We start from the raw sequence: 21,847 nt of genomic DNA, 5'->3' as shown, positions 1-21,847 counted from the left end.
GGTTAACCATGCTAGGACTTGTTAAAAAAATATTCGGCGACACCAATGAACGCGATGTCAAACGTCTGATGAAGACGGTCGATATCATCAATGGACTGGAGCCGGAGTTCACTGCGCTTACCGATGAGGCGCTGAAAGCCAAGACGGCCGAGTTCCGGGAGCGGATCGCCAAGGGCGAAACGCTGGAGGAGATTCTGCCGGAGGCATTCGCTACGGTGCGGGAAGCGTCCAAGCGTACGCTTGGCATGCGGCATTTTGATGTGCAGCTGGTCGGAGGTATGGCTCTGCACGAAGGCCGAATCGCTGAAATGAAGACGGGTGAAGGCAAGACGCTGGTCGGCACGCTGCCGGTCTATTTGAACGCGCTGCTGGGCAAAGGCGTTCATGTCGTTACCGTCAATGATTACCTGGCGCAGCGCGACAGCGCGCAAATGGGACAAATCTATAATTATTTGGGCATGACGGTCGGGGTCAACCTGAACGGCATGGACCATGCCAATAAACAGGAAGCTTATGCCTGCGATATTACGTACGGCACGAACAATGAATTCGGATTCGACTACCTGCGCGACAATATGGTGCTCTATAAGGAACAAATGGTACAGCGTCCGCTGTACTTCTGCATCATCGACGAAGTCGATTCCATCCTGATCGACGAGGCGCGAACGCCGCTGATTATTTCCGGACAAGCCGAGAAGTCGACCGAGATGTATTATGCGGCCGACCGTTTCGTCAAGAAGCTGAATCCGGAAGAGCACTATACGGTAGACATTAAGGTGAAATCCGTAGCGCTGACCGACAAGGGCGTAGCCCTGGCCGAGAAAGCCTTCGGCATTGAGAATCTCTACGATCACAGTCATGTGACGCTGAACCATCATATTGTCCAGGCGTTGAAGGCCAACGTGATCATGCGCCGCGATGTTGATTATGTTGTGACGGACGAAGAGGTTGTCATTGTCGATGAATTTACGGGACGGCTGATGGCCGGCCGCCGGTATAGCGACGGTCTGCACCAGGCGATCGAAGCCAAGGAAGATATTGTGGTGCAGAACGAGAGCATGACGCTCGCAACCATCACCTTCCAGAACTACTTCCGCATGTACCGCAAGCTGGCGGGCATGACCGGTACGGCGAAGACGGAAGAAGAAGAGTTCAAGAAGATTTATGGCCTGGAAGTGCTTCAGGTGCCAACGAACAAGCCCAACCAGCGTGAGGATATGCCGGACGTGGTCTACAAGAGCGAGAACGGCAAGTACAATGCCGTGGTCGAAGCGATTGTAGAGCGTCACCGGAACAACCAGCCGGTGCTGGTCGGTACGGTCTCGATCGAGAACTCGGAGCGCGTATCCGAGATGCTGAAGAAGCGGGCCGTTCGCCATCAGGTGCTGAATGCGAAGCACCATGCGGCCGAGGCGGAGATTATCGCCCAAGCCGGCCAGCCGGGTTCTGTTACGATTGCAACGAACATGGCCGGACGCGGTACCGATATTCTGCTTGGCGAAGGCGTGCCGGAGCTGGGCGGTCTGCATATTATCGGTACAGAGCGGCATGAATCCCGCCGGATTGATAACCAGCTGCGCGGCCGTGCCGGACGTCAGGGCGATCCGGGCTCCACGCAGTTCTACCTCTCCCTGGGAGACGAGCTGATGAAGCGGTTCGGCGCCGACAATGTGCTGAACATGATGGACCGTCTTGGCTTTGAAGAAGACCAGCCTATCGAGAGCCGGATGATTACGCGGGCCATCGAATCGGCCCAGAAGCGGGTCGAAGGCAATAACTTCGACGTCCGCAAGGTCGTCCTGCAGTATGACGACGTGATGAACCAGCAGCGCGAGATTATCTATAAGCAGCGCCGCGAGATTCTGGAATCCGAGAACATCAAGGATATTGTCGTAGAAATGATCCGTCCGGTCATCGAGCGGGTTGTCGAGGCGCACTGCAGCGACGATATTCCGGAGAACTGGGAGCTGCAAGAGGTGGCGGATTACGTCAATTCCAAGCTGCTGGAAGAAGGCGAAGTCACCCGCGACGATCTGTGGGGCAAGGAAACCGAAGAGATTGTGGAATTTATCTTCGGCAAGGTTATGGCCAAGTATGAAGCCCGGGAAGAACGGCTGGGTTCCGAACTGATCCGCGAATTCGAGAAGGTTATCGTGCTGCGCGCGGTTGACTCCAAGTGGATGGATCATATCGACGCCATGGATCAGCTTCGCCAGGGGATTCACCTGCGGGCATACGGCGGTACCGATCCGCTCCGCGAATACCAGTTCGAGGGCTTCGAGATGTTCAATGCCATGACGGCTGCGATTCAGGAAGAAGTCGCAACCTACATTATGAAGGCCCATGTCGAGACCAATCAGGAGCGCCAGTCGGTGGTCGACGAGAAGAAGATCTCGACGAACGGCGAGCCGGTTGAGAAGCGTCCGGTTACCGTGACGGCGACCGTAGGCCGCAATGATCCGTGTCCTTGCGGAAGCGGCAAGAAGTACAAGAACTGCCACGGGCAGAATGCCTGACCGGCAGACAGGCCGACAGCGTATATTTGGCGAAGAGTAATCGGATAAGGGAAGACGGCTGGGCCCCGAGGCTATGACTTGCGGCCCGGCCGTTTTTTGACTATTATAGGGCAGGAATGAAGCCAAGAGCAGAAAGGTGAAGTGATCAGCATGATCGATCCAAGCGTGAAGCAGGATCTTCGGGAAATCGGCAAGAAATTAACCAACCTTAGGGGGTCTCTTTGACTTAGATCTGAAGCAGGAGATGATTGCCAACTTCGAGGAGAAGATGGCGGCGCCGGATTTCTGGGACGACAATGAACGGGCTCAGGGCCTCATTGCCGAGATGAACGCCGTGAAGTCCGTTGTCGATGAATATACGAAGCTGCAGCAGGAATATGAGGATTCCTCCATGATGGCGGAACTGGCCGACGAGGAAGGCGACGAAGAGATGGCCTCGGAGACGGCGCAATCGATCCGGGGGCTGGTGGGACGGCTGGACGAATTCGAGCTGACGCTCCTGCTCAATCAGCCCTATGATAAATTGAACGCGATTCTGGAGCTGCATCCGGGCGCCGGCGGGACGGAGTCCCAGGACTGGGGCCAGATGCTGCTGCGCATGTATACCCGCTGGGCGGAGAAGCGCGGCTTCAAGGTGGAAGTGCTGGATTACCTGCCCGGCGATGAGGCCGGGATCAAGAGCGTTACGCTGCTGATCAAAGGCTACAATGCCTACGGATATCTGAAAGCCGAGAAGGGCGTTCACCGTCTGGTACGCATTTCTCCGTTCGACGCTTCGGGCCGCCGCCATACCTCCTTCGTCTCCTGCGATGTTGTGCCGGAGATCAATGAAGATATTGATATCGAGATCCGCACCGAGGATCTGAAAGTGGACACGTACCGGTCGACAGGTGCGGGCGGACAGCATATCAATACGACGGATTCCGCAGTGCGGATTACCCATATGCCGACCGGCATCGTGGTAACCTGCCAGAGCGAGCGCTCCCAGATCAAGAACCGCGAGCGGGCAATGACCACACTGCGGTCCAAGTTGTACGAGCGCAAGCTGGAGGAGCAGCAGCGGGAGCTGGACGAAATCCGCGGCGAGCAGTCCGATATCGCCTGGGGCAGCCAGATCCGTTCGTATGTGTTCCACCCGTACAGCATGGTCAAGGACCATCGGACTTCGGTGGAGACAGGCAATGTGGGCGCCGTGATGGACGGCGATCTGGATGCTTTTATCGACGGATATTTGCGAAGCCAGATCAAGACCGAGGCTGAATAACGCATGGAGAAAATCAATAAACGCGCCAAGCCGCCGCTGATTCCGCTGAACGGGCCACTCCGCCATACGGTGGATACGCTGCTGATTCTGCTGGGTTCCCTCATTACGGCGCTGGCGTTCAACTGGTTCATGCTTCCCAACGAGATCGCGTCGGGAGGCGTATCCGGCCTGTCCGTACTGGCCAAGGCCTGGTTCGGGGCCGAGCCGGCTTTTACTCAGTGGGCGCTGAATATTCCGCTCTTCGTGCTGGGCGTCTGGGTGCTCGGCAAGCAGTACGGTCTGCGGTCGCTGCTCGGCAGCATTGTGCTGCCGCTGTTCATCTACATCAGCAAGGACGGTCCGGTACCGACCCATAACCCGCTGCTGGCCTCCATCTATGGAGGGATCGGCGTCGGTCTGGGACTCGGGCTCGTCTTCCGGGGACGGGGTTCCACGGGCGGGCTGACCATTCTGGCACAGGTGATTCAGAAGCTGACCGGACTGACGTTCGCGGTATCGGTGGTGCTGCTGGATGCGACGGTGATCTCGCTGGCCGCATTCGTGCTCGGCATGGAGCAGGCGATGTATGCGCTGATCGGATTGTTCGTAACCGGCAAAGTCATCGACGCTCTGGAGGTCGGCTTCAGCTACACCAAGGTGGCGTATATCATATCCGATTACACGGAGGCTATCTCCGAGGCCGTGCTGCATGACCTGGACCGCGGCCTGACGAAGCTGAACGCCGAGGGCGGCTACACCGGCAACAGCCGGGTGGTGCTCATGGTGGCGGTCGGTCAGAATGAAATTACCCGGCTGAAGACGATTGTCCGCTCTGTCGATCCCGGGGCCTTTGTCATTATCAGCGATGCCCATGAAGTGCTGGGCGAAGGGTTCAAGAGAGAAGCGTAGTTTTCCGAAAGGGAAGCGCGCTTCTCTTTTTTATTGTATTTATATAAATCAAGACGTATAATAATACATATTTATGGGCACGGCACGGACAAAGGAGACGAGGGACATGGAGAGCAAGACCAGAGTCGCGATTGTCGGTTCAACCGGTTACGGCGGGGTAGAACTGATCCGGCTGTTGCAAAATCACCCGAAGGCGGAGATCACCTCCGTGATTTCATCCTCGAGCGCCGGTGCGGCGCTGGAAGAGGGATTTCCGCATTTGACCGGCGTCATGGACCGTCCCCTGGACGGCGTGGACGCGAAAGAGATGGCGCAGCGCGCCGATGTCGTATTCGCGGCAACGCCTTCGGGCGTTAGCGCGAAGCTGGTGCCCGGGCTGCTGGCAGAAGGATTGAAGGTCATCGACCTCTCCGGCGACTTCCGGCTGAAGGACGGCGCCGAATATGAGCAGTGGTACAAACACCCTGCGCCGCCGGCGGAACTGCTGGAGCAGGCCGTCTACGGGCTGTGCGAGGTGTTCGGCGACCGGGTGAAGGAGGCAGGCTTCATTTCCAATCCCGGCTGCTATCCGACGGCGACGCTGCTCGGTCTGATTCCGGCGCTCCAGGCGGGCTGGATCGACCCCGGCAGCCTCATCATCGACGCCAAGTCGGGCGTATCGGGCGCCGGGCGCGGAACCAGCCTTCAGGTGCATTATGCGGAGATCAATGAGAATTTCAAAGCCTATAAGCTGAACAAGCATCAGCACATTCCCGAAATTGAGCAGGCGCTGGGCGAAATTGCGGGAGAGCCGGTCACGGTAACCTTCACCACCCAGCTCGTCCCGATGACCCGAGGCATTATGGCGACCTGCTATGCGAAGATGAAGAGGAATTACAGCGAGCAGGAATTTATCGACTTGTACCGGAACTATTATACAGGTAGGCCCTTTGTGCGCATCCGCGGCGCGGGCATCTGGCCGGCGACGAAGGAAGTGGCGGGATCGAATTACTGCGATATCGGCTTTGCGGCAGACCCGAGGACAGGCCGGATCACGATTGTATCGGTGATCGACAATCTGGTGAAAGGCGCGGCGGGCCAGGCGATTCAGAACCTTAATTTGATGATGGGATGGGAGGAAACGCTCGGGCTCGGCTGCACTCCGGTGTATCCGTAAGCGTCCGTGCGGCACGAGACATGATTGGACAAGAGCGGTATACCGTCGTCGAAGGCGGAAGCGTAACAACACCGAAGGGCTTCAAGGCAGGCGGACTGCACTGCGGACTCAAAAAAACCGACCGCAACGACCTGGCGGCCATCCTGTGCGAAGTTCCGGCAACCGCCGCCGCCGTCTATACGACGAATCTGTTCCAGGCGGCGCCTCTCCAGGTGACGCGCGAGAGCCTGGCGGACGGACGCCTCCGGGCGGTCGTCGTCAACAGCGGCAACGCCAACGCCTGCACAGGCGAGCAGGGCGAAGCCGACGCCTATGAGATGCGGTCGGCAGCCGCCCGCCACCTTGGCGTAGCGGAGCGCGACGTTGCCGTCGCCTCGACCGGCGTGATCGGCGAGTTGCTGAAGATGGACTGCGTCCGCAGCGGGCTGGCGAAGCTGCCGGAGAAGCTGGACGGAGGCGCAGCGGGGGCCGAGCAGTTCAGCCAGGCCATTCTGACGACGGACCTCGTCAAGAAGGAGTGCTGCGTCCGCCTTACGGTCGGCGGAGAGGCCGTCACCATCGCCGGCGCCGCCAAAGGGTCCGGGATGATTCACCCGAACATGGCGACGATGCTCGGCTTCGTGACCACCGACGCGGCCGTGGCCGGGGAAGACCTGCTGGCGCTGCTTCGGGCGGCGACGGATACGACGTTCAACATGATTACCGTTGACGGCGACACCAGCACGAACGATATGCTGATCGCGCTGGCCAGCGGACTGGCGGGCCATGAGCTGCTGAACCGGCAGCACCCGGACTGGGCGGCTTTTGCGGAGGCGTTCACGCATGTGTGCCGCCATCTGGCCATGGCCATCGCCCGGGACGGCGAAGGCGCCGCGCACCTCATCGAGGTGCGGGTAAGCGGAGCCGCCGACCGGGACGCGGCCCGCGCGATCGCGAAGACGATCGTCGGCTCCAGCCTGGTCAAGTCGGCCGTGTTCGGGGCCGACGCGAACTGGGGCCGGATTATCGCGGCGGCGGGACGCGCGGGGGTTCCGATGTCGACGGACCGCGTAGACATCGCCCTGGGCGGGATCGAGGTGCTGAAAGGCTCGAGACCGGTCGCTTTTGACGAGGCGGCGGCACTTGCGTACTTGCAGGGCGATACGGTGGAGATTACGGTGAAGCTCGCCGACGGCGAGGGAGAGGCCACGGCCTGGGGCTGCGACCTCACGTATGATTACGTGCGGATCAATGCGGCTTACCGGACCTGAGCGGACAGAAGCGGGGGGAGCGGGCAGGATGCCACAGCAGACGGAAGGATTCGGGGCGGCTCGGGGCACAGCCCCCGGACGGTTCATTATGAAATGCGGAGGCAGCACGCTTGCGGCGCTGCCGGATTCGTTTTTTGCGGATTTAAAGAGTCTTCTGGAGCAAGGAATCCAGCCGGTCATCGTGCACGGCGGCGGTCCGGCGATTTCGGAGAACCTGGGCAAGCTCGGCATCGAGAGCGCATTCGTCAACGGCCTGCGGGTGACGACCGAAGAGGTGCTCGACGTCGTGGAGATGACGCTTGCGGGCAGCATCAATAAGGCGGTCGTCCGCCGCATTCTGCGTGCGGGCGGCCGGGCGCTGGGCTTATCGGGCGAAGATGGCGGCCTCCTGGAAGCCGCGCCGGTGGAGAACAGCGCCGAGGTCGGACTCGTGGGGCATGTCGTGAAGGTGAAGACGGACATTCTGGAAGGTATACTGAAGATGGGATACATTCCCGTCGTCGCGCCAATCGGCATCGACGGCTCGGGTCAGCGGTACAACGTCAACGCCGATACGGCAGCGGGGGCGGTAGCTTCCCATATGGAGGCGCCGACGCTGATTGTGGTTACGGACGTTCCCGGCATTATGGCGGCGGACCCGAAAGGGAAGAAGGCAGTGCTGCCGTCGGTAACGACCGGTCAGATTGAAGCGCTGATCGGCAGCGGCGAAATCTACGGCGGCATGATTCCGAAGGTGCGGGCGGCCATCGACTGCATTCAGGGAAGCGTGTCCGAGGTGATTATTGTGGACGGCAAGGAACCGCAGATCCTGAGCCGCGTGCTGTCGGGCGAAGCGGTGGGGACGCGGATTGCGAAGGAATAGCGGCGGGAGTCAAGCCGGAAGAATTCAGGCGGGCAGCCGTTGGAGCGCCGCCGCAGAGGGAGCGTGAATGCAGCAATGGGCAAACTGGAGCATATTTTTCCGTCCTATGCCAAGTACGATCTGACGCTGGTCAAGGGTAAAGGAAGCTGGGTGTGGGACGATCAGGGGCGGAAGTACCTGGATTTCACCTGCGGTTTGGCGGTCACCAGTCTCGGACATGCGCCCGAGCGGATTGCCGAGAAGCTGAAGAGCCAGATCGACACGCTGTGGCATGTGTCCAATCTGTTCCATCATCCCGGCCAGGACCGGGTAGCGGAACTGCTGACCGGGAACAGCTGCGCGGATCAGGTATTCTTCTGCAACAGCGGAGCGGAGGCGAACGAGGCCGCCATCAAACTGGCGCGCCGGTACCACCAGAAGGTCAGAGGCGAGAACCGCTATGAGGTCATTACGTTCGAGCAGTCGTTCCATGGCCGGACGCTGGCGACGCTGACGGCGACGGGACAGCAGAAGGTCAAGGAAGGGTTTCTGCCGCTCCCGCAGGGCTTTGTTACGGTGCCCCTGCATGATCTGCCGGCTCTCCGGGCGGCAATCGGCCCGAATACGGCGGCGGTGATGCTGGAGATGGTGCTGGCCGAAGGCGGTATCCTGGAGGTGCAGCCGGACTTCCTGAATGCGGTGGTGGAGCTGTGCCGGGAGCATGGCCTGCTGCTGGTGGTCGATGAGGTCCAGACCGGTATGGGACGGACGGGCAAGCTGTTCGCGCACCAGCATTACGGCATTGAGCCGGATATCTTCACACTGGCCAAAGGCATTGCGAGCGGCTTCCCGGCCGGCGTTATGCTGGCCAAGGGATACCTGCGCGAGGCATTCAGCCCGGGAGCGCATGCCTCCACGTTCGGCGGCACGCCGCTCGCCACCGCGGCGATGGCGGCTACGATCGAGACGATGCTGGAGGACCGGGTGCCGGAGCGGGCCGCGGAGGCCGGAGAATACCTGAAGGCGCGTCTGCGCGAAGCGCTGGCCGGCTGCTCCTGGGTGAAGGATATTCGCGGCAAGGGGCTGCTGATCGGCATCGAATGCGGGAGCCCAGTGGGCGACATCATTCTGGCGGGGCAGTCCAAGGGGCTGCTGTTCGTCCAGGCCGGGCCGCAGGTAATCCGCTTGCTGCCGAATCTGTACGTTACCCGGGAGGAGATCGACCAGGCGGTCGGCATCCTCTCCGATCTGATTCATACTTACGCCCGGGAACACGGGGCGGTTGCCGAGGAGGCCCAATTATGAGCAGCTTGACCGAGCATCCCCTGGCGGAATCGCTGAAGGGACGCGACTTTCTGGAATTGAATGATTTTACGGCGGAGGAAATCCAATATTTAATCGACCTGGCAGTGGATCTGAAGCGCAAGCAGAAGAACGGGGAAGCGTACCAGCCGCTGAAGGGCAAGACGATCGGACTGATCTTCGAGAAATCCTCGACCCGCACCCGGGTATCGTTCGAGGTAGGCATGTACCAGCTCGGCGGCCATGCGCTGTTCCTGAGCACCAATGACATCCAGCTCGGCCGCGGCGAGACAATCGCCGATACAGCCGGAGTGATGTCCCGCTATCTGGACGGCATTATGATCCGGACGTTCGGCCACGACAAAGTGGTCGATCTCGCCCGCTTCGCCTCGGTGCCGGTCATCAACGGGCTGAGCGACCTGGCGCATCCGTGCCAGGTGCTGGCGGATCTCCAGACGGTGTACGAGGTCAAGGGCCGGCTGAAGGGTCTGAAGCTGGCCTTCATCGGCGACGGCAACAACATGGCGCATTCGCTGCTCCTGGGCGGAGCCAAGATGGGGATGCATGTCTCCATCGCCGGACCGGAGGGCTATGAACCGGATGCCGCGGTCGTTGCCGAAGCGAAGGAAATCGCCGAAGAGACGGGCGCCGAGATTGTCATTACGCGCAGCCCCGAGGAAGCGGCGAAGGAAGCCGATGTGATCTATACGGACGTCTGGGCGAGCATGGGCTTTGAAGCCGAGCAGAAAGCGCGGGAAGCCGCGTTCCGGGATTATCAGGTGAACGAGGAGCTGGTGAAGCTCGCCAAGCCGGATTATCTGTTCCTGCATTGTCTGCCGGCGCACCGCGGCGAGGAAGTCAGCGAGGGCGTTATCGACGGGCCGAACTCTTATATTTTTGACGAAGCCGAGAACCGGCTGCATGCCCAGAAGGCGCTGATGGCAGCGCTGATGGGTTAATTCTTCAATCGAGAAAGGAAGTCGCTTGTTCCATGGCTAAAGAGAAAATTGTGCTTGCCTATTCCGGCGGGCTGGATACCTCGGTCATTCTGAAATGGCTGAAAGAGACGTATGATGCGGAGATTATCGCCTTCACGGCCGACATCGGCCAGAAGGAAGAATTGGACGGCCTGGAGGCCAAGGCGCTCGCTACCGGCGCTTCCAAGGTCTATATCGACGATCTTCGCGCAGAATTCGCGCAGGACTTCATCTATCCGATGTTCCAGGCCGGCGCTCTGTACGAAGGCCAGTATCTGCTGGGCACCAGCATTGCCCGCCCGCTGATCGCCAAGCGGATGGTCGATATCGCCATTGCCGAAGGCGCGACTGCCATCGCCCACGGGGCGACGGGCAAGGGCAACGACCAGGTGCGCTTCGAGCTGGGCGTTGCGGGGCTCGCGCCGAACATCAAGGTGATTGCGCCTTGGCGTCTGGAAGAGTTCCGCAGCCAGTTCCCGGGCCGGGCGGAGATGATCGCGTATGCCGAAGCGAACGGTATTCCGGTGCAGGCATCGGCAGCCAAGCCCTATTCGATGGACCGTAATCTGCTGCACATCAGCTACGAGAGCGGCGTGCTGGAGGACCCTTGGTTCGACGCGAGCGCGCCGGAGAACAAGGAGATGTTCCTGCTGACGAACGCGCCGGAGGATGCGCCGGACGAAGCGGAATACATTGAACTGGAATTCCTGAAGGGCGACTGCGTGGCGCTGAACGGCGAGCCGCTGACTCCGCTTCAGGTCATGGAGAAGCTGAACGAGCTGGGCGGCAAGCACGGCATCGGCCGGGTCGACATGGTGGAGAACCGCTTAGTCGGCATGAAGAGCCGGGGCGTCTATGAGACGCCGGGCGGGACGATCCTGTTCACGGCGCACCGCAAAATGGAGTCCATCACGATGGACCGTGAAGTCATGAACGTCCGCGACAGCCTGATTACGCGCTACAGCACGCTGGTCTACAACGGCTTCTGGTTCGCGCCGGAGCGCAAGGCGATTCAGGCGCTTGTGGCCGAGAGCCAGCAGAACGTGACCGGCACGGTGCGGCTGAAGCTGTATAAGGGCAACATTATTGCCGCCGGCGTCAAGAGCCCGGTCAGCCTGTACAATCCGAACATCGCGACGATGGAGGCGGACCCGACCCAGGCGTACGACCAGGGCGACGCAACCGGGTTCATCCGGCTGAACGCGCTGCGCCTGAAGGTATCGGCCGGCGTAGCGGAAAGCACGGAGCTGCCGGAATAGAGCGGGAGGGCTGCAAGGCCTGAAGGAAAGAAGGAACGGGAGATACCCGGGACGGGAGCGGAGGCGCTGCCGGCGGCCCGGGTTTTTCCATGAAGAACCAAGGCAAGGTCCGAAGCAGGGTAGCGGACTACAAAGGAGGAGACCGGCGTGAGCAAGCTGTGGGGCGGACGTTTTACGAAGGGAACGAACAAGCTGGTGGAGGAATATACAGCCTCGATCGGCTTCGATCAGGCGCTGGCGGAGGAAGATGTGCAGGGAAGTCTGGCGCATGTGACGATGCTGGGCAAGTGCGGAATTCTGCCGGAGGCGGATGTCGAGACGATCAAGGACGGTCTGAACCGGGTGCTGGAGAAGGTGCGGGCCGGCGAGATCGAGTTCTCGGTCTCCGACGAAGACATTCATATGAACATCGAGAAGAATCTTATTGAGTTGGTCGGGCCGGTCGGCGGCAAGCTACATACCGGACGGAGCCGGAACGACCAGGTGGCGACGGATATGCATCTGTATCTCCGCAACCGGGTGGTGGAGCTGACCGATCTGCTGTTCCACCTCCAGGAGGCGCTGATTGAGCAGGCCAAGGACAATCTGGATACGATCGTTCCGGGCTATACCCATCTGCAGCGGGCGCAGCCGATTCTGTTCGCGCATCATCTGCTGGCCTATGTCTCCATGTTCGGGCGGGATGCGGAGCGGCTGAAGGACAGCTACAAGCGAATCAATGTGCTGCCGCTGGGCGCCGGTGCGCTGGCCGGCACGACCTTCCCGATCGACCGCCATCTGGTGGCGGAGCAGCTCGGTTTTGACGGGGTGTACGAGAACAGTCTGGATGCGGTCAGCGACCGTGATTTCATCGTGGAGTTCCTGGCGAACGCTTCGCTGATCATGACGCATCTGTCCCGGCTCAGCGAGGAGCTGGTGCTGTGGAGCAGCACGGAATTCGGCTTCGTAGAGCTGGACGACGCATTCTGTACAGGCAGCAGCATTATGCCGCAGAAAAAGAACCCGGACGTTCCGGAGCTCGTCCGCGGCAAAACCGGCCGGGTCTACGGCAATCTGATCGGTCTGCTGACCGTTCTGAAGTCGCTGCCGCTCGCCTATAACAAAGACATGCAGGAAGACAAGGAAGGCATGTTCGACACCGTCGCCACGCTGACCGGCGCGCTGCAATTGTTCGCTCCGATGATCGCTACGATGAAGGTGAACAAGGGCCGGATGCGGGAAGCGGTAAATACCGATTTCTCGAATGCGACCGACATTGCCGACTTCCTGGTCGGCCAGGGTCTGCCGTTCCGCCAGGCGCATGAGGTGATCGGCAAGACGGTTCTGTACTGCATCCAGGAAGGCAAGTTCCTGTTGGATCTCAGCCTGGAGGAGTTCAAGCGGTTCTCGCCGCTGTTCGACGAGCGGATCTACGACGTGCTGCAGCCGGAAGCGGTGGTGAACGCCCGCAACGTCTACGGCGGAACCGCGACGCCGCAGGTGCAGGCCGCCATCGGGCGGGCCGAAGCCGCGCTGGAGCAGGCGCGGACCTGGACGGCCGCGCACGGGCCGGCGGCGCTGTAGCAGCAGAGCGCCAGGGGCGCGGGTGTGTCTCTACGGCGCTGCGCTGATTGCGCCGTTCCGCAGGGGCCGGGGCCCTACCGCCGGCCGGAGCCGCGGCCGGCTTCAGCCCGCACAAAAAAGCAGGATGCCTGGGAGCATCCTGCTTTTTTGCATACATTTGCGTACATCGGTATTGCCCTACTTCTTCAATGGCAGCCAAGCCAGCACGTCCTGAATCTTCGCGTCCCAGTAGCCCCATTCATGGTCGCCGGGGCCTTCTTCATAGGTCAGCTCCAGTCCGGCCTGCTCGCAGACCTGCTTGAAGCGCTGATTGTCCTCGTACAGGAAATCCTCGGTTCCGCAGCATTGATAGAGCTTCGGATTTGGTCCGGCCGACTGTCCCCGCTGTTCCGCCAGCCAGAGCAGATCGTTGGGCGTTCCGGCAATGTCAGCGGTTCCATAAATCAGCTCGTATTCTCTCGACTTGGCCGATGCGTTCGCCGGGTTCATGAAATTATGCGCCATATCGAGCGCTCCCGACAGACTCGCCGCCGCCGCAAAGCTCTCCGGCTTCCGCAGCGCCAGCTTGAAGGCCCCGTACCCTCCCATCGACAGACCTGCGACAAAATTGTCCTCCCGCTCCGCCGACAGCGGAAAGAACGAGCGCGCCAGCGCCGGCACCTCCTCGCTGATATAGGTCCAATACTTGCCGCCCCACTCCATATCCGTATAGAAGCTCCGGTGCACCTGCGGCATCACGACCGCAAGCCCCGTTTCGGCGACATAGCGTTCAATGGAGGTGCGGCGCAGCCAGACGGAATCGTCGTCGGACAATCCGTGCAGCAGGTAGAGCGTCGGGTGAAGTCCGCCGCGGGTGTTGTTCTGCATGCCGATCTGGGATGACGTCTGCTGCGGCAGAATCACAGTCATCGACGTGCTGAGGCCAAGAACCTCCGAATAGAATCTGCATTCCATGAGGGCCATTTCTTCTGTTCCTCCTTCTCTTCTAAAAAAACGATCGTGTCCAAGCCAAATGATAGCACAGGATTCTGCCGATATATAGGATAGAATGTGCCTTTTGAGAGGAGAAGAGCCATGCGGCGGGAGGATGGGTTTACACTGATCGAGGTCCTGGCTTCCATCGTTATTCTGTCCATCGTGTCTCTGGTGCTGACGGCGTACTTCACCAATGCGCTCAGCTACACGAAGTCGAACCAGAACAAGACGATTATGGTGAATTTGGCCCGGAATGCGCTCTTCTATATGGAGAAGCAGGATTTTGACCAGATGAAGGATTTCTTTGTGACCGGGAAGCACGCGCTGAAGGGAGACGACTGTAAGCTGAACTCTTGCGTCAAGCCGGAGTATGCGGCGCATTTCAATACGGGAACGCTGGCGTCGGTGCTGCATCCCAACGTGAACGGCATCGAATACAGCATTGATATCGAGTATCAGCAGGAATTGGCGGAGCCCCGTCCGTCGCCCTCTCCGGGTGCGGCAAGCCCGAATGCGATCGACCGGTCGGTGATCCGGCAGTATCTGGTTCCGGTCCGGGTGATGGTCCGTCAGGCGGAGAATGGGAGCGGCAGGGCTCCGGTAGTCGTGGAGGGGTATATCAGCGATGAAGAGATTCGTTAGGCGCGCCGGCGCCCAGGCCGGATTCACCCTGATTGAGCTGATCGCGGCCATCAGCCTGTTCACTATTGTGGCCGGCATTGTCGGTACAGTGACGATGTTCGGCTTCCGGAGCTATCACCAGATTGCGATCGAGAACACGCTGCGCGATGAAGCGGATCTGCTCATGTCGTCGATTATAACCGAGCTGTATACCTATGGGCCGGAAGAGATTGAGAATACCAAGTTCGGCATCCGGCTGATGAAGAGCGGCAGCGATCCGGTGCTGATTCAGATGAACGGCGAGCAGATGCAGGTCGGCGGCCAGACGGCAGGGAGAGATACGGGCGGCGCGCTGAACCTGCATTCCAGTCTGCTGGGCTCTTCGATCAGCGTCCTGCCTGCGGAACACCGAATGCGCGATACATACACCCGGTATGAGAGCGGGCTGATCTCGATTCAGTTGAAGCTGAGATATGCGGGCAGCAGCGAAGACGAGCTGGACGTCACCAGCCAGTTCGGATTTTAGGGGGATAAGGAATGAGGAAGAATCAAGCGGAAGTCCGGAAGACGCGCTCCCGGCGGGACCGACGGCTGTGTTCCGAAGAGGGTTCTGCGCTGGTGCTGGTCATGTTCATCGTGCTGCTGCTGACGATTCTCGGGATGGGCGTGCTGAGCGCGGCCATGAACGGAGCGATTCGCACCGAGACGCGGGAGAACGATGTGCAGAGCCTGCATTTGGCGGAAAAAGGGCTGGATGAAGCCACCGCCTACATCCAGGCCCAACTGGCTCCTCTGGAAGACCTGAATCCCGACGAGCTTCAGGATATTCTGAGCACCCTGGACAAGAAGGGGCTCCATGTCTCCACGGAACTGGGGGCAGGCAGCAGCGGGACGATTGAAGATATTCAATATTCAGGGAAGCAGAACGTTACCGATGCGAACCAGCAGACCCGCCAGTATTACATTGATGTCAAGGCGTCCGCTATGGTCAACGGCGTCAAGCGGACCCTGCAGCAGCGCATTACCATCGACAGCTATCCCGACTTTCTGAAGTATGCCTTCGGGTCGGAGCATGATGTCATTCTGAACGGAGCGCCGCTGCTGAAGGGGAATGTGTATGCCGGGAACGAGCTGATCGTCTCGGACACGGCCCATTATACGTACCACGGGACATCCGGCTTGTCGGAGCCGACCATCTACCCGAAAATCACGAAGCAGGATGAGGCAGCCGCCGGCGGCGGAGAGGTCCATGTCCAGTCCTTGTCGCGCATTCGCTACAAGGACGGGGTTAACGATCCGGTCAGCCTGACGGACAGCAAGGATATGGAGGATACGGCGAACCGGATTCTGGGCATCGATCCGGACCAGATCAAGATCCGGGAACAGAAGAAATTCGTCCAGATCAATGTCGAGGAGTCCGTAGTGGACAAGCTGGTGGAGGCCTACTCGCCGGTGCTGGGGCTGGAGAAATCCGGCGAGAAGTCGCTCGCCGCCGAACTCAGCGCCGCCTACAAGAACGGAAGCCTGAATGGCTGGCTGAATGCCGACTCCCATCTGCGGCAGCTGACCGCCGGTCCGCCGCCGCAGAAGCCGAAGCAGGGCGAGACGGAGAGCGACGACGATTACCGGAAGACCATTGATCGGTACAATGCCGAGCTGGCCGCCTACAAGAACACGTTCATGAATATCAGCCAATCGGGGCTGGTGAAGGGAAATGTTACGATTGACGGGGTGGATTACGCTGGCATCGGCTTTACCGATTCCGCCAAGGGAACCGTCGCGGGGACCTCGCCGAAGTGGTTGATCATCAACGGAGATCTGAACATCCGGAATGCCAAGTCTTCGTTCATCTCCGTGCGCGGCAATCTTCTGGTCACCGGCAACGTGAACATTGAGGGCAAGGTGGCCTTTGATTCCACCGTCTTTGTCCTCGGCCGTACCACCGTCCAGGACGCGGTAATCGACGGGATTGGAGCCGGGTCCGGCAAAAAGGAGCTGGTGCTCATATCCAAAGGCCCCGTGCTGGTGAACCGGATCGATTCATTCACCAACGTAGAACCCTCCGAGATGAACGCCTTCTTCTACACCGACGACACCGCCGATCTGTATGGCGTGGGCTCCATCTTCTGGCTGCGGGGCGGATTCTTCGCCAAAGGGAACCTGACCGTCAATGCCGTCCGGGGCAGCGCCCAGGAGCCGGTGCCTGCGCCTCAGGGTGCCTCTCTGATCTTTACAGAGCCGCAGTCGGCCAGCCTGCGCGAGCGGTTCCGGGTTATCTATAATCACGAGATATATACGCATCAGCAGTCCAGTCTGCCCCGTGTCCGCAAAGTAAATATTTCGGTAGGGCCGCTTCACCTGGTGCCCTCCGGGGAATAGACAAGGGCAGCGGGATTCAAGGCTGCCGCATCCCGGCCACCCGCCAAAATCAAAGAGAGGGCCCGCAGCTTCCGTTAAGCTGCGGGCCCTCTTCTTGTAGGGAAACGCTGAAGAACGAAGGGATCAGTAGCGGTCCCCGGTATTGCTCTGTACCGGACGCGCCTTGATGACGACTTCAAGGGTAGCGGTGATATCGGCCATTCCTGGTGCGGAGTACGTTACCGTTACCGTCGCGGTACCTTTCTTGTTGCCGGTGATGATGCTGCGATTGTCGGCTGTAACCGGGCTTGCGAAGGAGGCAACCGCCGGATTGTTGCTGGTCCAGGTTAACTGGTCCATTACCGATTCAATCGGCACCGTGCTTGGCAGCGTCCAGAGCAGAGAAGACAGGGTGCAGGTCTCGCCGACGAAGCGTTCCACTTTGTCGCTGCTGAACTGAAGGCCGGTCAGCCCGGTAATGCGTACCGGGAACGGCGCGCTGCTTATCTGGGAGCGTGTATCTCTGACGACCACCTGTACGGTACGTCCCGGTGTACGGCCTGCCGTGAGTGTCCCGAGGAGGCCTCCGCTGGACTGTACGGACGCATACCGGCTGTCGTCCTTCCCGACCAGACTCCACTCCAGGCTCGGAGCATCGGCATCGGCCGGCTCTGCCTTGACATTCAGTGCCAAGGAGTTGTTCATCAGAACGGTAGAAGCGCCCTCGATCGTCAGCTTGGTCGGCGGATTGGCGACGGTAATGGTCTTGCTGGCGGACAGGCCGATCAGGTTCTTCTCGCTTGTTACCACGACCTGAACCGTATAGATTCCGGAAGAAGGAGCGCTGAATGTTGCGGTGTTCCCGGCAGCAGTCCGGATATAACCGTTCACTTCCTTGCCGCTTGGATCGAGCACCTTCCAGGTGTATTGGATATTCCGCTCGAATACGGAATCATAGAGAGCAGTCAGAGCAACAGAATCGTTCGGCTTATAGACGCCGTCGCCGCCGGTAATCGACAGGGCGCGGTCTTTAACCGTTACCGTGGCCGAAGCTGTCGCCGGATTGCTGCGGTCAGTGGCGGTGGCTGTGATGACAGCCGAGCCAAGCTTCCTGCCTGTAACATCGCCGGTCATCGGATCGACGTAGACGACGTCCGGCTTGTCGGATGTCCAACGAAGGTTCTTGTTGGTGGCATCCTGCGGCAGAATGATTTCGCCGAGATCCTGAGGCGAATCGTTCAGCAGAATGGTGGTATCGTTCAGCGAGACGGAAGTGACCTTGACTACCGCTGTCAGCGTCAGCTCCTGCGGAGTGAACTGAACCGACCCGGGCGTTGCCTGGGTGCCCATATCAATTGTACCGGTGAACGGAACGCTGTAGAGCTGGGCGCTGGATACCGCCGCGACCGAGCCGGCAATGATCTGGCCGCGAATCTGGCCGTTATCGAAGCTGACCGCTGCCTGCGGGGCCAGAATGGTTCCGCGGAGCTCATTGCGCAGAGTGAGCGCAGCCGCCGACGGGAAGTTATACAGAATCTGTCCTGCCGCAACGCCGGTCAGCCGGGTGTCCAGAGCCATGCGCACATCGCTCAGATCTCCGCCTATGTTCACCACAACCGTTGAACCCGAGGGAACGTCTACAACTACACTGGTAGCGGAGGACAAGTCCTGCGCGCTGACCTGGAACACATACGTCTTGGCGCCGTCGATTCCGGTCAGCCGGATCGTGCCGTAAGCCGACTCGGTTCTTCCGTTGACGGGAAGGCCCGCAAGCTGTGCGGACAGGTTCAGCATATTCTCCTTCAGGGCCGTGAAATCGACCGGACTGGCATTCACGGTCTTCCCGGTAATGCTCGGCGTCGTTGTGCTGGAGATGAAGCTGCCTCCATACACGGCGTTGCCGTTGATTCTAATATTGTTGTTGTAGTACAAATTCTCTCCGGCAATGACCCCGTTCTGCGAGGGTGCGCCGGCTGTATTGAAGGAACCGCCGCCGCTGCTGAAGTCGATGTCGCCGCGGGCGGCGATACGCCCCTCGGACTGGAGATTGCCGCTGCTTGCAATGCTGCCGCTGACGGCAAGCAGATTATAATCGGCTGCCGCTCCAAGCGGGGAAGCCGCAGTTGCGGCATGCAGCTCGTCGAACGACAGCGAAGCTGCTCCAAGCTTGTAGTTATTGAAGCCTTCATCCGCTCTCTGCGGCGATACGGTAACGGTGAAGCGGACTTCCTGTCCCGGATCGGGAGTGAAGACCTTGACGCCGTTCTCGGACGTGAGCGTGTAGCGGATATCGCTGAGCTTCTTCGAGATCGAGTATCCGGCTTCCGGACTGCCGGTCTGATTCAGCTCCGTGGACGTGCCGACGATCTTCAGATAGGCCGGGATTGAATCCTTGAAGACCACATTGGAGATCAGCTGCTTGTCGCCGATGCTGGCCGCGGCAATGCCCGAATCGGAGAATGCGATCGGCTTCGGAATAATCGAATAGGTGATCGTGGTTTCTTTGCCGCGTTCCACTTCATTGTTGACCAGATCGGCCGGCAGCGAGCGGGTTGCGGTCAGACTGGCGGTTGCTTCCTTGACCTTGACGGTAACCGTCTGCGCCGCCAGGGCGCCGTGGCTGTCTTTGACCTGAATGACGATCTGCAGCGTGCCGTCCTCCACAGGCAGCGGGTTCTCGAAATAACGGCTCACCGTCTGTCCCGAGATAAACGACACATTCTTGACGCTTGAGGCGGTAACGAACTTATTGGTGGCCGGGTCCAGATAGTTGACGGAGATGGAAGCCGTCAGATCCCGGTCGTTCAGGTCATAATCCTTGGCGCTGAAATCGACGAGCAGCTTGTCCAGATAGGAGGGCATCGTACTCCCGTCGGTGGGCGAGTTCACGGTAATCTCCGGCGCATGGTTGGCGCCGACAAACGCGCGGTACATCGTATTGACGAACAGCTTCTGCTCCCAGTCCGGGAACCCGGAACTGGTATGGCCGGTACCCGAGAAGGTGATATTGCCTACCGAATACGTATAGAAATGGTTCCGGCTGTCGTTGGTATCCCGGCTGCTGCCGGAAATGTTGTACCACGGGATGACGTCCGTTCTCTCCAGATTCAGCGGGAAGAACTGGTCATGCGTCAGCGCAACCGCATAGCGGGATTGGTTCGAGGGCAGCTCGACCGATGCGAGGTTGAACGGATACTGCGTCAGCAGACCGTCGTTCACCGGCACGACCGTTTTGGAGGTTGCAACGGCGCTGCCTCCCAGATAGGTGCGGGGCATATCCTGGCCGACCAGATCATGGAAGTAATAGCTCCAATAGTTAACGCCGCCGTTGCTTTCCTTGGTCGGCTGCGCCGGATCATTGAAGATCGTATCGTGCGTCAGCATGATGCTCTGCTTGGTCTGTTCCGCAAAAGCCTTGACTGCCTTCGCAGCCGCTTCGGAAATCATCGGGGTCTTCACGCGGTCATACATGTCGCGGAAGCCGAAGACCACCATATCGTAGGTGCCGTTGAGACCGGAGGTCGGATCGGCCGGACTGACACGGGAAGCAATGTAGCTGTTGAACGCGCTCATGTCCTTGACGGTAATCTGCAACTCGTAGTCCTCATTGGAGAGGTACGCAGTCTTCATGTTGCCCGTGTTGAGCAGGCTGCTCTCCGTCAGACCGGCCGGCATGACCTGCAGCACCCTGACCACCGGCTTGAGGCCGCGGAAGCGGATCACGCCGCTGTCATAGTCCTTCAAGCCTGTTGTCGTATCGGTCGCTTCCAATCTCCAGTACAGGGGTCCGGAATAGGTAGCCGGAAGCGAGTAGGAGAGGGTCCCTGTCTGGGATTTCATGACGGCGCTGGCGACTACGCTGCCGCTAGTCAGCGGGAGCGAAGAATCAACGTTCATATACAATTGAACGCGGACCGGCCGGCTGCTTAAATTGGGCGTATTGGTCAGATTAATAGAGAAGTTCAGTTTATCGCCGGCATTATAGACAAAATCGGGAGAAGTCAGATAACTCTTGATCTCGGACTTGTTCGCAATGTCAATCCGCGGCCGCTGGGTAAGGCCGGCCAGATAGGGCGATGAGCTGTCGCTGATTCCGGAAGCGAGCGGACCGAGATCGGCCTCCTTCAGGAATACAACATTGGGCCGGTTGGCTGTTCCCAGATAGTAGGAACCAAACGTTCTGTAGAGGATCCCTTGCTTGGAGGCATCCGCTTTCTGGGCATCGAAAGTCTCTCCCCGGAAGAACACATACAGACCTCTGTTAATGTAATAGTCGGTAATTTCCTTGGCTTTCAGCGCGGTAATATCATTCTCGACAGCCGTTGTGTTGTGGGCCTTGTTCCGGCCGTCAGTGCTCATGCTTCCGTTGCTGTTCACCGCTGTCTTGGTAAAATCGCCGAAGCCGATATAGACGGCATCGTATTTACCGTCCCATGCTTCGCGGAGCGATACGAATTTCTTCATCGTTACCGTATCGACCTTGACATTGGGCAGCTTCTTCAGCGCGTCCAATTCGCTTGCCGAATCGGTCTTGTCTTTCGTCAGGCTGGCGCTGTTCGGATCCGTAATCTCCAGGATGCGGATGGTGTAGCTGTTCGTCGCGTCAACGGACATCGACAGGCCCTGCGTCAGCAGAACCGCCAGCAGAATCGCCAGCGCCGCTCCGCCGAGCGCCACCAGCTTCCTCCGTTTGAACCATTTCATGAGAATCTCCCCGCCTTTCAATAATGAAAATCGCCTGCATAACGATGCACAAAAACAGCCGCTGATAAGTGGCTGGCAAAAAGCATAGGACCGATTCTGTGAAAATATGGATTGTACTGTCTATTATTCTAGGATAATATTCTTAGATAGACAATAGAATTATGCGCTAATAG

General features: G+C 59.3%; 15 protein-coding genes. 13 read left to right on the top strand and 2 right to left on the bottom strand.

Going from position 1 to position 21,847, the window contains the following annotated elements; translation table 11 throughout:
- The first annotated feature begins 8 nt into the window (after positions 1-8).
- The 10 genes from secA (at position 9) to argH (ending at position 13,016) form a co-directional block, all read left to right on the top strand.
- Positions 9-2,516: a preprotein translocase subunit SecA gene (secA, locus tag RBI05_RS08285; RefSeq protein WP_150459462.1), complete on the top strand. Its 2,508-nt coding sequence runs from the start codon at positions 9-11 to the stop codon at positions 2,514-2,516.
- Positions 2,517-2,666: 150 nt separating this feature from the next.
- Positions 2,667-3,780, top strand: a protein-coding gene (gene prfB, locus RBI05_RS08280; protein ID WP_150459461.1) for a peptide chain release factor 2 whose coding sequence is annotated in 2 segments (ribosomal slippage) — positions 2,667-2,738 and positions 2,740-3,780 — 1,113 coding nt in all. Because the reading frame shifts where the segments join, the coding sequence is not laid out codon by codon here.
- Positions 3,781-3,783: 3 nt separating this feature from the next.
- Complete coding sequence (locus RBI05_RS08275) at positions 3,784-4,668, top strand: YitT family protein (RefSeq protein WP_150459460.1); 885 nt, start codon at positions 3,784-3,786, stop codon at positions 4,666-4,668.
- Positions 4,669-4,774: 106 nt separating this feature from the next.
- Positions 4,775-5,824, top strand: a complete 1,050-nt coding sequence (argC, locus tag RBI05_RS08270; protein ID WP_310550746.1) for an N-acetyl-gamma-glutamyl-phosphate reductase — start codon at positions 4,775-4,777, stop codon at positions 5,822-5,824.
- Positions 5,825-5,847: 23 nt separating this feature from the next.
- Positions 5,848-7,074: a bifunctional glutamate N-acetyltransferase/amino-acid acetyltransferase ArgJ gene (argJ, locus tag RBI05_RS08265; protein ID WP_310550807.1), complete on the top strand. Its 1,227-nt coding sequence runs from the start codon at positions 5,848-5,850 to the stop codon at positions 7,072-7,074.
- A gap of 28 nt (positions 7,075-7,102) precedes the next feature.
- Entirely contained in the window at positions 7,103-7,936 is an 834-nt protein-coding gene (gene argB, locus RBI05_RS08260) for an acetylglutamate kinase (protein WP_310550745.1), read from the top strand.
- A 75-nt stretch (positions 7,937-8,011) separates the two neighbouring features.
- Positions 8,012-9,220: an aspartate aminotransferase family protein gene (locus tag RBI05_RS08255; protein ID WP_310550744.1), complete on the top strand. Its 1,209-nt coding sequence runs from the start codon at positions 8,012-8,014 to the stop codon at positions 9,218-9,220.
- Positions 9,217-10,176 carry an ornithine carbamoyltransferase gene (gene argF / locus RBI05_RS08250; RefSeq protein ID WP_310550743.1) on the top strand — a complete coding sequence of 320 codons (960 nt, stop codon included), beginning with the start codon at positions 9,217-9,219 and terminating at the stop codon, positions 10,174-10,176. Before RBI05_RS08255 ends, argF begins: the two co-directional genes overlap by 4 nt.
- Before the next feature lie 32 nt (positions 10,177-10,208).
- A complete protein-coding gene (locus RBI05_RS08245) occupies positions 10,209-11,453 on the top strand; it encodes an argininosuccinate synthase (protein ID WP_310550742.1) in 1,245 nt (414 codons plus the stop codon).
- Positions 11,454-11,600: 147 nt separating this feature from the next.
- Positions 11,601-13,016 carry an argininosuccinate lyase gene (gene argH / locus RBI05_RS08240; protein ID WP_310550741.1) on the top strand — a complete coding sequence of 472 codons (1,416 nt, stop codon included), beginning with the start codon at positions 11,601-11,603 and terminating at the stop codon, positions 13,014-13,016.
- A gap of 177 nt (positions 13,017-13,193) precedes the next feature.
- Here argH and RBI05_RS08235 read toward each other — a convergent pair whose 3' ends face one another.
- Positions 13,194-13,979, bottom strand: a complete 786-nt coding sequence (locus tag RBI05_RS08235; RefSeq protein ID WP_310550740.1) for an alpha/beta hydrolase — start codon at positions 13,977-13,979, stop codon at positions 13,194-13,196.
- A gap of 111 nt (positions 13,980-14,090) precedes the next feature.
- On the opposite strand from RBI05_RS08235, the gene RBI05_RS08230 reads away from it, so the two are divergent.
- Genes RBI05_RS08230 through RBI05_RS08220 form a run of 3 tightly spaced genes read left to right on the top strand, consistent with a single transcriptional unit; the run spans position 14,091 to position 16,991 of the window.
- On the top strand, positions 14,091-14,633 hold the full coding sequence (locus tag RBI05_RS08230) for a type IV pilus modification PilV family protein (RefSeq protein ID WP_310550739.1): 543 nt from the start codon (positions 14,091-14,093) through the stop codon (positions 14,631-14,633).
- Complete coding sequence (locus RBI05_RS08225; RefSeq protein ID WP_310550738.1) at positions 14,617-15,138, top strand: PulJ/GspJ family protein; 522 nt, start codon at positions 14,617-14,619, stop codon at positions 15,136-15,138. The genes RBI05_RS08230 and RBI05_RS08225 overlap by 17 nt, the downstream gene beginning before the upstream one ends.
- An 11-nt stretch (positions 15,139-15,149) precedes the next feature.
- On the top strand, positions 15,150-16,991 hold the full coding sequence (locus RBI05_RS08220; RefSeq protein WP_310550737.1) for a hypothetical protein: 1,842 nt from the start codon (positions 15,150-15,152) through the stop codon (positions 16,989-16,991).
- Positions 16,992-17,114: 123 nt separating this feature from the next.
- Here the strand turns inward: RBI05_RS08220 and RBI05_RS08215 are convergent, their stop codons facing one another.
- Complete coding sequence (locus RBI05_RS08215; RefSeq protein WP_310550736.1) at positions 17,115-21,674, bottom strand: DUF5057 domain-containing protein; 4,560 nt, start codon at positions 21,672-21,674, stop codon at positions 17,115-17,117.
- Between the last annotated feature and the right edge of the window lie 173 nt (positions 21,675-21,847).

The organism is Paenibacillus glufosinatiresistens (assembly GCF_031470375.1).
In the GTDB taxonomy this organism is placed as follows: domain Bacteria; phylum Bacillota; class Bacilli; order Paenibacillales; family Paenibacillaceae; genus Paenibacillus_AQ; species Paenibacillus_AQ glufosinatiresistens.
The sequence above is the reverse complement of the archived record's forward strand: the minus strand, read 5'-3'. Positions and strand labels throughout refer to the sequence as shown.